At 72.5% G+C, this 13201-nt stretch carries 16 protein-coding genes; 8 read left to right on the top strand and 8 right to left on the bottom strand.

Going from position 1 to position 13201, the window contains the following annotated elements; genetic code table 11:
* Nucleotides 1-95 precede the first annotated feature (95 nt).
* Genes HUT10_RS22165 through HUT10_RS22155 form a run of 3 tightly spaced genes read right to left on the bottom strand, consistent with a single transcriptional unit; the run spans nt 96 to nt 2333 of the window.
* Nucleotides 96-917: a class I SAM-dependent methyltransferase gene (locus HUT10_RS22165; protein WP_176172985.1), complete on the bottom strand. Its 822-nt coding sequence runs from the start codon at nt 915-917 to the stop codon at nt 96-98.
* A gap of 7 nt (nt 918-924) precedes the next feature.
* On the bottom strand, nt 925-1377 hold the full coding sequence (locus HUT10_RS22160; RefSeq protein ID WP_176172984.1) for a GbsR/MarR family transcriptional regulator: 453 nt from the start codon (nt 1375-1377) through the stop codon (nt 925-927).
* A 26-nt stretch (nt 1378-1403) separates the two neighbouring features.
* Complete coding sequence (locus HUT10_RS22155) at nt 1404-2333, bottom strand: alpha/beta hydrolase (protein ID WP_254896977.1); 930 nt, start codon at nt 2331-2333, stop codon at nt 1404-1406.
* Nucleotides 2334-2537: 204 nt separating this feature from the next.
* Between HUT10_RS22155 and HUT10_RS22150 the strand changes: the two genes are divergently transcribed.
* Together HUT10_RS22150 and HUT10_RS22145 are read left to right on the top strand one after the other, a co-directional pair.
* Nucleotides 2538-3323, top strand: coding sequence for a TIGR00730 family Rossman fold protein (locus tag HUT10_RS22150; protein WP_176172983.1), 786 nt, complete (start codon nt 2538-2540; stop codon nt 3321-3323).
* Entirely contained in the window at nt 3323-3907 is a 585-nt protein-coding gene (locus HUT10_RS22145) for a TIGR00730 family Rossman fold protein (protein WP_176172982.1), read from the top strand. The genes HUT10_RS22150 and HUT10_RS22145 overlap by 1 nt, the downstream gene beginning before the upstream one ends.
* A gap of 60 nt (nt 3908-3967) precedes the next feature.
* Here HUT10_RS22145 and HUT10_RS22140 read toward each other — a convergent pair whose 3' ends face one another.
* A complete protein-coding gene (locus HUT10_RS22140) occupies nt 3968-4642 on the bottom strand; it encodes a 1-acyl-sn-glycerol-3-phosphate acyltransferase (protein WP_176172981.1) in 675 nt (224 codons plus the stop codon).
* A 51-nt stretch (nt 4643-4693) separates the two neighbouring features.
* On the opposite strand from HUT10_RS22140, the gene HUT10_RS22135 reads away from it, so the two are divergent.
* Nucleotides 4694-5596 (top strand): glucosyl-3-phosphoglycerate synthase, encoded by a 903-nt coding sequence (locus HUT10_RS22135; RefSeq protein ID WP_176172980.1) that lies wholly within the window; start codon nt 4694-4696, stop codon nt 5594-5596.
* Here the strand turns inward: HUT10_RS22135 and cydC are convergent.
* From cydC to HUT10_RS22115, 4 genes are read right to left on the bottom strand one after another with little or no spacing between them, the layout of a single operon-like run.
* Nucleotides 5532-7109, bottom strand: coding sequence for a thiol reductant ABC exporter subunit CydC (gene cydC, locus HUT10_RS22130; protein WP_176177940.1), 1578 nt, complete (start codon nt 7107-7109; stop codon nt 5532-5534). The two genes, HUT10_RS22135 and cydC, sit on opposite strands and share 65 nt — an antisense overlap.
* A gap of 14 nt (nt 7110-7123) precedes the next feature.
* Complete coding sequence (cydD, locus tag HUT10_RS22125) at nt 7124-8668, bottom strand: thiol reductant ABC exporter subunit CydD (protein WP_176172979.1); 1545 nt, start codon at nt 8666-8668, stop codon at nt 7124-7126.
* Between the two features lie 9 nt (nt 8669-8677).
* The gene (locus tag HUT10_RS22120) at nt 8678-9640 is read right to left on the bottom strand and encodes a cytochrome d ubiquinol oxidase subunit II (protein WP_176172978.1); all 963 of its coding nucleotides are present in this window, start codon (nt 9638-9640) and stop codon (nt 8678-8680) included.
* A 3-nt stretch (nt 9641-9643) separates the two neighbouring features.
* Nucleotides 9644-10804: a cytochrome ubiquinol oxidase subunit I gene (locus HUT10_RS22115; RefSeq protein WP_176172977.1), complete on the bottom strand. Its 1161-nt coding sequence runs from the start codon at nt 10802-10804 to the stop codon at nt 9644-9646.
* Nucleotides 10805-10864: 60 nt separating this feature from the next.
* On the opposite strand from HUT10_RS22115, the gene HUT10_RS22110 reads away from it, so the two are divergent.
* The 5 genes from HUT10_RS22110 to HUT10_RS22090 are packed head-to-tail and all read left to right on the top strand — an operon-like array spanning nt 10865 to nt 13184.
* Complete coding sequence (locus HUT10_RS22110) at nt 10865-11182, top strand: helix-turn-helix transcriptional regulator (RefSeq protein WP_176172976.1); 318 nt, start codon at nt 10865-10867, stop codon at nt 11180-11182.
* Entirely contained in the window at nt 11179-11847 is a 669-nt protein-coding gene (locus HUT10_RS22105) for a permease prefix domain 1-containing protein (protein ID WP_176172975.1), read from the top strand. Before HUT10_RS22110 ends, HUT10_RS22105 begins: the two co-directional genes overlap by 4 nt.
* Nucleotides 11844-12173, top strand: a complete 330-nt coding sequence (locus HUT10_RS22100; protein ID WP_176172974.1) for a DivIVA domain-containing protein — start codon at nt 11844-11846, stop codon at nt 12171-12173. Before HUT10_RS22105 ends, HUT10_RS22100 begins: the two co-directional genes overlap by 4 nt.
* A complete protein-coding gene (locus HUT10_RS22095; protein ID WP_176172973.1) occupies nt 12170-12628 on the top strand; it encodes an SRPBCC family protein in 459 nt (152 codons plus the stop codon). The genes HUT10_RS22100 and HUT10_RS22095 overlap by 4 nt, the downstream gene beginning before the upstream one ends.
* Nucleotides 12621-13184 (top strand): DNA-3-methyladenine glycosylase I, encoded by a 564-nt coding sequence (locus tag HUT10_RS22090; protein WP_176172972.1) that lies wholly within the window; start codon nt 12621-12623, stop codon nt 13182-13184. The genes HUT10_RS22095 and HUT10_RS22090 overlap by 8 nt, the downstream gene beginning before the upstream one ends.
* Nucleotides 13185-13201: the final 17 nt, after the last annotated feature.

Here is a 13201-nt window from a genome sequence, read left to right as displayed (position 1 = left end):
GGAGAGCGCTTTCTGGCGGTGACACCTCGGGCGGTCTCCTTGCCTGGGGCGCTCGGCCCGGCTGGGGTGTGCTCCCACCGCGTCTTCCGCCGGAATCAGAACCGGTAGCGGAGGATGCGTGCGCCCTGGCGGGACAGCCCGGTGCTGAGCGCCACCAAGCGGGTGAGCGCTCGCAGGGGCTGCGGGAACGCGGCCACTTCCGGAGCCCGGGTGAGGAGCTGTTCCTCGGCGAGGGTGAGGCCGGCGTCCCAGTGTTCCGGCTCGCGCGGGTCGTCGAAGCCCTGGGCGGCGGCGATGCCGAGGGCCTTGACCGACGGGTGGTACTTCATCGCCCAGGCCGCGAAGCGGGTGTAGCCGTTCAGGGCGAGTTCCCCGCTCGGGAGCCGCTCGGTCAGCCGGCGGACCGTGGTCCGGAAGGAATCGCCGGGCAGGAACGGCAGCAGCCCGTCGGCCACCAGCACGGCGGGCCGGTCTTCGGGCAGGACCTGCAGCCAGCCGGGCTCGGTGACGTCGGCGGCGACCAGGTGCGTCCGGTCCGGGAGGTACCGCCGGCGCAGCTCGATGACGTCGGGGAAGTCGACGTCGTACCAGTCGACGCCCGTCGGCGGGCGGCAGCGGGCCCACCGGGTGTCGAGCCCGCAGCCGAGGTCGACGACGACCGCGCCGGGGTGCGCGGCGGCGAACCGGCGGACGACGTCGTCGAGCTTCCGGGCGCGCAGCGCGGTGCTGGTGACGAGGCTCGGCTTGAGCTTGAGCTTCCGGAAGTCGTAGCCGGTGTCCTCGGCGATCCGGTCGGCGACCGCCGCTGCCCCGGCGTCGCCGAGGATCGGGGCCGGTGCCCGGCTGTCGAGGGCGCGGGCGGACAACGTGAGCAGCAGGGTTTCCCGGACCGGGTCCAGGCGGAGTGGAACAGGCATGGGATTCCTAATGGTCAGGAGGGTTGCGGGCGGCGATGTCCCGTAGCCAGGTCAGGGACTCCTTGGCCGCCTTGATGCGCTCGGTGCCGGTGCCTTCCCGGCCGGTGATGGCGAAGCCTTCGTCGGCGATGTCGCCGAACGAGCCGATGCTCTCGAGCTTGCGCTGGACGACCTTGTGCCAGGCGTCGTCCTCGATGCGGTAGTAGGCGGTGCGGTCGCCGGGGTGGCGGACCTTGCGCACCAGCCCGATGGTGGTGAGCAGGCGCATGTTGGACGTCAGCGACGCCCGGCTGGCCTGGATGGTGTCGGCGATCGCACCGGCGGACTGCTCGGGCGGGTCGCAGATCATGAGCCAGCCGAGGACCCGCCCGGTGATCGGGGGCAGCCCCCACTCCTCCACGCAGAAGGTGGCCACCCGTTCCACCCACCGCATGAGCCGGTCCTGCCGTTCGTCGCCCATGACGCCTCACTCCCTGTGTCCGCTGCTCACCGTTTCATAGCGGCGACGGACTCGGGGGTGGGCGCCGGGGTGGTGGTGGCCAGGCGGGTCCGGCGCAGGTAGCGGTCGAACCACTCGACGGCCAGTGCCATGGCCTCCTCGAGCCCGGGGCCGGTGTAGAGGCCGAGGACGTCGTAGGGCAGGACGGCCAGCCGCTTGGGCTCCCCGGCCCTGGCGAAGGCGGACTGGGCTTCCTCGAGCAGGTGGTACGGGTCGTGGCCGCCGTTGGCGATCATCAGCAGCGGCGTCGGCGTGAGCCGGTCGATCAGGTTTTCCGGCGCGAACGTGAGCAGGTGCTCGGTGGAGTCGAGGGTCTTTTCGTTGCGGTAGGTGGGATACAGCTCCATCGACAGGTCCTGGGCGCCCTTGGCGTTCTCGTGGTCCAGGTTCAAGTGCGGGACCCGGGCGCTCTCGCCGGTCTCGTAGCGGCGTTGCCAGTCCTCGTCGAGCCGCCCGCGCAGTGCGTGCAGCCCGTTCCGGCCGAGCAGCCGTTCCAGGTACCGCCACCCGTTCCACACGCTGGGGCTCTGCACGACGACGCACTTCGCGCGCCGGTCGAGCACGGCGGCCTGGACGGCGACCGAGCCACCGATGCTGACGCCCCAGAGGCCGATGCGTTCGGGCTGCACCTCCGGCCGGGTCTGCAGGTAGGAGATGGCGCTGCGGAAGTCCTCGACCTGCCGCTCGGGGTAGTCCAGCCCGCGCGGCTCGCCCTCGCTCGACCCGACCGTGCGGTAGTCGATGGCCAGCACGACGAAGCCCGCCGCCACGAAGTAGGGCGCGAAGAAGGCCAGCGCCTCCTTCACCATCACGCCGCTGTGCCCGAGCACCAGCGCCGGGGCCGGTGCGTCCGCGGACACCTCGTCCGGCACGTAGAGGTCGCCCGCGCAGCGGGTGCCGAGGCTGGTGAACACCACGGGTTCTGGTCTCGTTATTATGCTAGTTGTTTCAGTCACGACTGAAATATATGGCAAGACTCCGGCCGGTGTCCAGCGCGGCCCCGGACCATCCACTGTGGAGGGACACCCCGGGTTCACGGCCCGGCAATCCGCCCGCCACCGGGCCGCGCCGCCACGGCGTTGCCGCCCTTTCCGCCGGTGGGCAGGCCTTAGCATGGCGTAGTGAGCGAACAGTCTGAATGGCCGGACGGCCAGTACCCCGAACGCCCGGTGGAGCGGCACAAGGGCCCGGTCGTGCTGCGTCGCGACCGCCGCGACCAGGGCAGCACCACCGACCAGCGGCTCCTGGACTCGCGCGGCCCGAGCGACTGGGTGCACACCGACCCGTGGCGCGTCCTGCGGATCCAGGCCGAGTTCGTCGAGGGCTTCGGCGCGCTCGCCGAGGTCCCGCGCGCGGTCACCGTGTTCGGCTCGGCCCGCACCAAGCGCGACAACCCGGAGTACGAGCTCGGCCGCAAGATCGGCGGCGCACTGGCCGACGCCGGCTTCGCCGTGATGACCGGCGGCGGCCCGGGCGCGATGGAGGCGGTCAACCGAGGCGCGGCCGAGGCCGGCGGCTTCTCCGTCGGGCTCGGCATCGAGCTGCCGTTCGAGCAGGGCCTGAACCCGTGGGTCGACCTTGGCGTCAACTTCCGCTACTTCTTCGCCCGCAAGACGATGTTCATCAAGTATTCGCAGGCCTTCATCTGCCTCCCCGGCGGCTTCGGCACGCTCGACGAGCTGTTCGAGGCGCTGACCCTGGTGCAGACGAAGAAGGTCACGAAGTTCCCGGTGGTGCTGTTCGGCAGCGCGTACTGGGGCGGGCTGTACGACTGGATCAAGAACTCGGTCATGGCCGAGGGCAAGATCAGCCCGCACGACCTGGACCTGCTGCACGTCACCGACGACATCGACGACGCCGTCCGCGTGGTCCAGGAGTCCTACCAGGCGTGGGAGGACACGCACTGATGCGGCGGATCTGTGTCTTCTGCGGTTCGTCGATGGGCCTCTCGCCCCGCTACGCCGAGCAGGCGGCGGCGCTGGGCAAGCTCCTGGCCCAGCGCGGCATCGGCCTGGTCTACGGCGGCGCGAGCGTCGGCACGATGGGCGTGGTGGCCGATGCCGCGCTGGCCGCGGGCGGCGAGGTGATCGGCGTGATCCCGCAGGCGCTGTCGTCGGTGGAGATCGCCCACGCGGGCCTGTCCGAGCTGCACGTGGTGGCGGACATGCACGAGCGCAAGGCCAAGATGGCGGCCCTGTCCGACGGGTTTCTGGCGTTGCCGGGCGGTGCCGGGACGCTGGAGGAGTTGTTCGAGGTCTGGACGTGGGCCCAGCTGGGGTTGCACGGCAAGCCGATCGGCCTGGTCGACGTGGACGGGTACTACGGGCCGTTGCTGGAGTTCGCCGACCACATGGTGACGGAGGGCTTCGTGCAGCCCGGCTACCGCGACCTCCTGCTGACGGACGCGGACCCGGCGGCCCTGCTGGACCGGTTCGAGACGTACGAGCCGCCGGCCCCGCCGAAGTGGGCCGCGGAGCCGCCGGGCATCTGACGCCGTGAGCGCCGGCCGCAGGTCAGCCGACCGCGGCCGGCCGAGCCGCGGTCCGGTGGCTCAGGCCACGCCCTCGCTCGGCCGCTTGTGGTAGGTGTCCACGTATTCCTGCCCCGAAATCTCCAGGATCGCGTACATCACCTCGTCGGTGACCGACCGCCGGATCGCCGGGGCGTAGTCCTGGCCCTCGTACCGCGAGAAGTCCAGCGGCTTGCCGAACGTGATCCCGATCTTCGCCAACCGGGGAATCCGGGCGCCCTTGGGCTGCAGCTTCTCCGTGCCGGTCAACGCCACCGGGACCACCTTCGCCCCCGTCGCCAGCGCCAGTGCCGCCACGCCCGTGTGGCCGCGGTGCAGGCGGCCGTCCAGGGAACGGGTGCCCTCCGGGTAGATCGCGAACACGCCGCCCGCGTCGAGCACCTTGCGGGCCGCCTCCAGGGCCGCCAGGCCGGCCTGGGCGTTGCCGCGCTCGACCGGGACGTAGCCGAGGCCGCCGAGGAACGCCGCCAGTGCCTTGCCCTTGAGGCCCTTGCCGACGAAGTACTCCGCCTTGCCGAGGAACTTGACCTGCCGCGGGGTCGCGAACGTGATCACGCCGGTGTCGAGGGCGGCGCGGTGGTTGGCCGCCAGGAGCACCGGGCCCGTCAGCGGCACGTTCTCCACGCCGTGCACTTCGGGCCGGTACACCGCCCTGACGAGCGGTCCCAGCACGAACCGGACAAGCAGCGCGATCAAGTGGTCCTCCTCCTCGGTGGCGGTGCTCCCAGCATGGCACGATCGTTACTCGTGAGTTGGTTCGAGCGGCGTACGTGGCAGGAGCCCGGTTGGACGCCCGCGGACATCGTCGCCGCGAAGGGTGACCGGACGGTTTCGGTCGTGCTACCTGCGCTGGACGAAGAACGGACCGTCGGTGCCGTCGTCGCGTCGGTGCGTCCGCTGGTCGGGAGCGTCGTCGACGAGCTGGTCGTCGTCGACTCCGGCTCGACCGACGCCACCGTGGAAACCGCCGAGGCCGCGGGCGCGCGGGTGGTCCGCCGCGAGGACGTCCTGCCGGACCTGCCGCCGGTGCCCGGCAAGGGCGAGGTGCTGTGGCGGTCATTGGCCGCGACCAGTGGTGACTTCGTCGTCTTCCTCGACTCCGACCTGGTCGACCCGGACCCGGCGTTCGTGCCGTCGCTGCTCGGGCCGCTGGTCACCGAGAGCGGCGTCCACCTGGTCAAGGGCTTCTACCGCCGCCCGCTGCGGCTGGAGAGCAGCGGCGGCGGCCGCGTCACCGAACTGCTGGCGCGCCCGGTCCTCTCGGCGCTGCGCCCGGCGCTCGGCGGCCTGGTCCAGCCCCTCGGCGGCGAGTACGCGGGCACCCGCGAGTTCCTCGAGTCGGTGCCGTTCGCGGCCGGCTACGGCGTCGAGATCGGCCTGCTGCTCGACGCCGAGGCGCGGTACGGCCTCGACGGGCTCGCGCAGGTCAACCTGGGTGTCCGCAAGCACCGGAACCGGTCGCTGGCCCAGCTGGGCCCGATGGCCCGCCAGATCCTCGGGACGGCGCTGGACCGCTGCGGTGTCCCGGCCGCCGACGCGCCGTTCACTCAGTTCGTGCAGGTCGACGAGGAGTGGCTGCCGGACGTCACGGACGTCCGCGTCGCCGACCGGCCGCCGATGCGGGAAGTACGCGCCCGTCCTCGAGGGTGAGGACTTCGTCGAAGCCGTGGAGGTGCTCGGGGCGGTGGGTGACGAGCACCACGCTGCCCTTCGCCTCGGCGAGGACCCGCGCCAGGACGGCGTCGCCGTGGTCCGGGTCGAGGCCCTCGACCGGCTCGTCGAGCAGGAGGACGTCCGGTGCGGCCAGCACGGCCCGCGCGAGGATCAGCCGCTGCCGCTGACCGCCGGACAGCTCGTCGCCGTCGGGGCCGGTGCCGCGGTCGAGGTCCAGGTCGAACCCGGCGGTCTCGCAGGCCGCCCGCAGCTGGTCGTCGGTCGCGTCCGGCTTGGCGAGCAGGAGGTTCTCGCGGACGGTCGTGTCGAAGACGTGGGCGTCGGCCTCGGCGGCCGTGATGACCTTCGCGAGGTCCCGGTACTCGCCGAGCGGGTGCCCGTCGAGGGTGACCCGGCCTTCGGTGGGCGGCAGGCTGCCGAGCAGGAGGCGGAGCAGCGTCGTCTTCCCGGCGCCGCTGGGCCCGAGGATCCCGACGCGCTTGCCGGGTGGCAGGTCGAGGTCGACGCCCTTGAGCGCCGGCGCCCGGCCGGGGTGGCGGACGCCGGCCCCGTCGAGCCGGAAATGGCCCCGGACGGCGGTCCGGGTCCCTTCGGGGGCCGCGGGTTCGGCCAACACGGCCCGCACCCGGGCGGCGGACGCGCGGATCTCCGGCACCCGCCGGGCCGCGCCGATGAGCGGCAGCACGACCTCGAAGGCGGTCACCGCGGCGAGGGTGAGGGCGGCGGTCCTGGGGACGGAGGCGTGGCAGAGCAGCCCGACGGCGACGGCGGTGCCCAGCTGGACGAGCACGCCGGCGGCGCCGAGCAGCGCGGTCCGGCCGGAACCCGCCCGCTCACCGGCTGCGATTTCGTGGACGACCTGCGCGGCGCGCTGCCGGTGGTCACCGAGCGCCCCGGCGGCGACGAGCTCCCGGTGCCCGGTGACCAGCTCGACGGCCCGTTCGGCGAGTTCGGCCCGCTTCGGCGCGCTTTCCCGGGCGGCTTCCGCCGTGAGCCGGACGACCAGCCACGGGAGCACCACGCCGGCGACGGCCAGCCCGGCCGCGAGCACCCCGGCGGCGGCCGCCGACGCGGTGGCCGTGACGCCGACCGCGACGGCACCCACGATCCCGGCCACCCCGGCGGGCAGCAGCCACCGCAGGACGGCGTCCTGCAGGGCGTCCACATCGGACACGAGCCGGGTGACGAGGTCACCGCCGGAGTACCGGGTACTGGGGACGAGGGCTTGGTAGACGCGGGTCCGCAGCGAGCCGAGCCACCGGAGGACGACGTCGTGCCCGGCGAGCCGTTCGGCGTACCGGAGGCCGCCGCGGAGGAGGGCGAGGGTCCGGACGGCGACGATGGCGACGGTCAGCGCGGCGAGCGGCGGCCGTTCGGCGGCGCGGAGCAGGAGCCAGGCCGCGGTGGCCATGAGCGCCAGGGCGGCCAGCTCGGCGGCGGCCCCGAGGAGGGCGGCGCGGAGCAGCCGGAGGACGTCCTTTGTGGACATGGTCATGCCGCCACCTACGCGCGGATCCGGCCGTCGCGCAGTTCGACCACCCGGTCCGCCAGTGCCGCCATCGCCGGGCGGTGGGCGACCAGCACCGCGGTCCGGCCGGGCAGCAGGCGCCGGGTGGCCGAGAGGACCGCGTCCTCCGTCCGGGAGTCCAGCCGGGCCGTCGGCTCGTCCAGCAGCACCAGCCCCGCCGAGGTCCTGGCCAGCGCCCGCGCCAGCCCCACCCGCTGCCGCTGTCCGGCCGACAACCCGTCGCCCAGCTCGCCGACCGGCGTCCGGTAGCCCGCCGGCAGCCCGGCCGCCACCGAATCGAGCGCCGCGGCCCGTGCTGCCGAAGCGACGTCGGCCGAAGGCAGGCCGAGGGCGATGTTCGAGGCCAGCGACCCCCGGAACAACGTCGGCCGCTGCGGCACCCACGCCACCTCGGCCAGCCACTCCGGCGAAGACAGCGTCCGCAGGTCCACGCCGTCGACCAGGACCCGGCCCGCCGTCGGCGCCACGAACCCCAGCAGCACCGCCAGCAGCGTGCTCTTCCCCGACCCGCTGGGCCCGACGAGCGCGATCCGCGAACCGGCCGGCACCGCGAGGTCCACTTCGGACAGCGCGGGAACCCCGTCGTAAACCACCGAGACCCGCTCGAAGACCACCGAAGGCGCACCCCGCCGCCGGGTCCGCGCGGCCGGCCGGGACACGACGACCGGCACCGAGAGGGCCTCCCGCAACGCCGCCAGCCCCTCGGCCGCCGCGTGGAACTTCGTGCCCGCCGCCCGCAGCGGCAGGTACGCCTCCGGGGTCAGCAGCAGGATCAGCAACGCCGGCCGTGCCTCCAGGCCGCCGGAGAGCAGCCGGAACCCGATCGGCACCGCGACCAGCGCCACCGACAGCGTCGCCACCAGTTCCAGCACCAGCGCCGACAGGAACGCCACCCGCAACGCCTTCATCGTCGCGTCGGCGTGGGCGGCCGCCATCGACCGCACCGTCGCCGCCTGGGCCGCCGCCCGGCCGAACACCTTCAACGTCCCGAGCCCGCGGACGACGTCCAGGAAGTGCCCGCCCAGCTTCGTCAGCAGCTCCCACTGCGTCGCCGCCTTCGCCTGTTTCCCCACCAGGACCGCGAACACCGGGATCAGCGGCAGGGTGGCCACCACGACCAGCGCGGACGCCAGGTCCGCCGTGAACAGCCGCACGATCACCGCGACCGGCACCACCACCGAAACGACCAGCGACGGCAGGTACCCGGTCAGGTAGCTGTCGGTGGCATCGACCCCGCGCGTGATCTGCGTCGCGACGACGCCCGCGCGGTCCGAGGCGGACCCGAGCAGGCGAAGCCGCAGAGCGCCGCGGACCGAGGCCGCATACCGTCCACTGAGGACACCGTGGCCCCAGGAGAGCAGCACCCGGGCCACGATGGCCACGACCAGGGCGAGAGAGATCCCGCCGCCGGTCAGCAGCGTGGCGAGCCCTTCGGCCTGGAGGAGCACCGCACCGGCGGTCAGCACGCCGAGCAGGCCCAAGAAGGACAAATACCGCCGGAGTCCGGGCAGAGCAGGCACGGCGTCCTCCTAGAAGTGCAGCAGCGAGTGCCGGTCGACGGGACCGCGGTGCGCGCGCCAGGTCAGCCACTGCACCACCACCAGCACCAGCACCGCGGGCGGCGCGAACCAGGCCAGCACCGCGAACGTCTCCGGCGCCGTCGCCGCTTGGTCGAGCGTCAGTGCCGGCGAGGCCAGGACGGTGGGGAACCGCAGCGTCCCGGCGAGCAGTGCCGGACAGGCCGACAGCGTCATCGACCCGACGAGCGCGACCCGGTACCGCCGCACCGCCAGCCCGGCCCGTGTGACGGCGAAAGCCGCGAAGGCCAGGACGACCGCCCCCGCGCCGAGCCCGGAAACGCCGTCGAGCGCGAAGTACCCCCACCCCGAGGCGATCACCAGGAAAGCCAGCGCCGGCGCCGAGAAGGCCTTGGCCAGCCGCACCGCACGGCCGGTGAGCTCGACCGGCGCCCGCACGGCCAGGAACGCCGCGCCCTGCAGGCAGAACAGCGCGACGAACCCGAGGCCCCACACGGTCGCGTACGGGCTGAACAGCCCGAGCACGTCGCCGACCGGGGGCAACCCGAGGACGAGGTTGCTCAGGAACAGGCCCCACGACAGCGCCGTCACCAGCGCGCCGCCGACGATGCCCGCCGTCCACGCGCCGCGCCGGGCGTCCGGGCGGCGGCTGCGCAGCTGCATCGACGCGGTGAACGTCACCAGGCCGAGCAGGAGGGTCACGACCAGGACGTACGCCCCGGCGAACACCTCGCTCTCCAGGTGCGGGAACGCCCCGAACAGCAGACCGACGGCGGCCACCAGCCACACCTCGTTGGCCAGGAAGAACGGCCCGAGCGCGCCGAGCGTCTCACGCCGCCGCCGCTCGCCGGCCTCGAAGCCGGGCAGCAGCATGCCGACGCCGTAGTCGTACCCCGCCAGCGCGAAGTACCCGCAGGTCAGCAGGCCGAGCAGGCACCACCAGAAGATCGCCACCGGTCAGACTCCGCTCAGAACGGGCTGTGCGGCGGGCGCGCCGACCGGGTCCGGGCCGCGCTTGGCGACCCGCGCCATGAGCACCCAGTCGGCCACCGCGAGCGCGGCGAACAGCAGTGTGAAAGCGATGAAGGAGAACAGGATCTGGCCGGCCGGGACGTCCGCGATCGCGTCGGCGGTGCGCAGCTTCCCCCAGACCAGCCACGGCTGGCGGCCGAGCTCGCGCACCAGCCAGCCCATGATCGCCGCGGCGAACGGCAGCGGGATCGCCGCGACCATCAGGTAGTGCAGGAACCGGGCCTTGGTGAGCCAGTCCCGGACCAGCAGCAGGGTGCCCAGCAGTGAACAGGCGAACATCAGGAACCCGAGCCCGATCATGGCGCCCAGCGGCATCCCGACGACGCGCTCGTCCAGCTTGTCGGGCTGGTACGCCTTCAGCTCGCCGAACTGCGCGAAGCCCTGGTTGACCACGAAGATCGAGCCGACGAGCGCCGTGACGACCCCGATCCGCATCGAGCGGCGGAAGAACTCGACATCGGCCGTGCGCCTGAGGAAGTGCCACGCGCTGACGCCGACGACGAAGAAGCCGCCGGTCACCAGCGCGGCACTGAGCACGTGCGGCAGCGAGGCGACCAGCGCCGGGTTCGAGAACAGCGCACCGAAGTCGTCCAGGCGCAGTCGGCCGTTCTCGAGGCGGCTGCCTGCCGGGTTCTGCAGGAACGAGTTGGCCACCATGATGAACAGCGCCGAGGCGTACGCGGTCAGCGTGACCAGCCAGATCAGCGCCAGGTGCAGCCACCGGGGCAGCCGCCCGAAGCCGAAGATCCACAGGCCGAGGAAGGTCGACTCCAGGAAGAACGCGACCAGCGTCTCGATGGCCAGCGGCGCGCCGAAGACGTCGCCGGCGAACGTGGAGAGCCCGGTCCAGGTCAGCCCGAACTGGAACTCCATCACAATGCCGGTGGCGATCCCGAGCGCGTAGTTGATCACGTACAGGCGGCCCCAGAACCGCGTCATCCGCAGGAGCTCGGGCTTGCCGCCGAGTGTCCAGCGCGTCTGCATCACGGCCACCAAGGTGACCAACCCCAGCGTGAGCAGCACGAACAGGAAGTGGAACGAGGTCGTCGTCGCGAACTGGAGTCTCGCGATCGGGAGAGCGTTCATGTAGCCAGGCTACACATAGCCTGCCTACATGTAGCGAGGCGATGTGTAGACTGCGTACCCATGAAGGCGGACACCCTGCGCGGGCACCTCGACGCGTTGCTGCTGGCGGTGCTCGACGGCCGGAAACTGCACGGCTACGCGATCATCGAGGCGCTCCAGCTGCGCACCGACGGCGCGCTCGACCTGCCCACCGGCACCGTCTACCCGGCGCTGCGCCGGCTCGAGCGGGCCGGCTGGCTGGCCAGCGAGTGGGACGTCGTGTCCGGCCGCAAGCGGCGCACCTACCGGCTGACCCGCTCCGGCGAGCAGGCGCTGGCCGCCGAACGCGCGGACTGGCGGGAGTTCACCGCGGTCATCGGGGGAGTGCTGGAAGCATGATCGACGAGTACCTGGGGGAGCTGGACCGCAGGCTGCACGGCTGCGGCCGGTTCAAGGCCGACCTGCTGGAAGAGGCCCGCGACGGCCTGCACGACGCCGCCGACGCCTACCGCGCGGGCGGCTGGACCGACGAGGAAGCGCAGCGCCGTGCGGTCGCCGACTTCGGCCCGGCGGCCGTCGTCGCCCGCGACTACCAGGCCGAACTGGGCATGCTCAGCGGCGTCCGCACGCTGTGGAAGCTCGTCATCGGCGTCCCGGCGATGCAGATCCTCTGGGACTACGCCCGGATCCTCACCTTCGGCGAGTGGACGAAGCTGTCGACGCCGACGCCCGGCTGGTACAAGGTCGTCGCGCACGCCTCCCACGGCGCGGTGTTCGTCGTGCCGGTGATCGGCGTGCTCGCCCTGCTCGGCATCCGCTGGCTGAGCCGCCGCCTCGACGGCACCGGGCTCGCGCGGTTCTGCGGGATGCTGATCGCGCTCGCGGTCGGCGTCAACCTCGCCTCCGTCGGCATGCTGATCGCCGCGACCGGCGTCGTCGACGTCTCGCGGCTGTTCCTCAGCGTCCCGTGCGCCCTGCTGATGTTCGCCTGGGTGGCGCTTTCGGTCCGGCTCGTCGTGCTCGCGAGACGATCCTGGGGTGGGTATGCCACGATCGTCGCGTGACGACCGCGCTGATCTACCTCGTAGTCATGCTGCTGGTGGCGGCCGTGGTGTTCCTGCTCGCCGCGGTGGTGTTCGGCCGGGGTGAGGAGCTCGCCCCGCTGCCGCCGGGCAGCTCGCCAACGCGGCTGCCCGCGGAGGACATCACCGGCGAGGACCTGGCCGACGTCCGCTTCCAGCTGGTGCTGCGCGGCTACAAGATGTCCGAAGTGGACTGGGTGATGCGGCGGCTGGGTGCCGAGCTCGACGAGCTGCGCGCCCGCGTCGCCGAGCTGGAGCAGCGCGAACGCGAGCGGGAGAGCACGTCCTCGCCCGAGGCTTCCCCGTGACGGACCTGATCCTCTCGGTCGACGTCCGCGCCCCCGCCGGGACGACCTGGCTCGCGCTGACCGACTGGGCGCGGCAGGGCGAGTGGATGCTCGGCACCGAGGTCGAGGTGGTCGAGGGCAACGGCCGCAGCGTCGGCTCGCGGCTCTCGGCGTTCACCGGCGTGGCCGGTGTCGGCTTCACCGACACCATGGAGATCACCAGCTGGGAGCCGCCGGTCCGGTGCGGGGTCCGGCACCTCGGCAGCTTCGTGTCCGGCACCGGCGTGTTCCAGGTGGTCCCGAAGGGCGCGGCGCGCTCGACGTTCGTCTGGGCCGAGCACCTGCGGCTGCCGTTCGGGCCGCTGGGCAGGCTCGGCTGGCCGGTGGTGCGGCCGGTGTTCGCGCTGGGGGTGCGCCAGTCGCTGCGGCGGTTCGCGCGGTTCGCGGAGAACTATTCGGTGGGTGGGGATGAGTGAGCTGATCGGCACCGACGGCGTCGCGCGGTGCAGCTGGGGCAATTCGACCCCGGACTACGCCGACTACCACGACAAGGAGTGGGGCACGCCGCTGCACGGGCAGAACGAGCTGTACGAGCGGCTCTGCCTCGAGTCGTTCCAGTCCGGGCTGTCGTGGATCACGATCCTGCGCAAGCGCGAGGGCTTCCGGAAGGCGTTCAAGCAGTTCAAGCCGGCGAAGGTGGCGAAGTTCGGCGACGCCGACGTCGAGCGGCTGATGCAGGACGCCTCGATCGTGCGGAACCGGGCGAAGATCCTGGCCGCGATCAAGAACGCGCAGGCCATCGCGTCGCTGGACACGCCGCTGGACGACCTGCTGTGGTCGTTCGCACCCGCCTCGCACCCGCGCCCGAAGACGATGGCCGACGTCCCGGCGATCACCGACGAGTCCAAGGCGATGGCGAAGGAGCTGAAGAAGCGCGGCTTCGTCTTCCTCGGCCCGACGACGTGCTACGCGCTGATGCAGGCGACCGGCATGGTCGACGACCACGTCACCGGCTGCTTCCGGGCCGGCTGAGCCCGGAAGCAGCCGCG

Source organism: Amycolatopsis sp. Hca4 (assembly GCF_013364075.1).
In the GTDB taxonomy this organism is placed as follows: Bacteria; Actinomycetota; Actinomycetes; order Mycobacteriales; family Pseudonocardiaceae; genus Amycolatopsis.
Note: the sequence above shows the minus strand (reverse complement) of the source record. Positions and strands in the feature narration are given on the sequence as shown.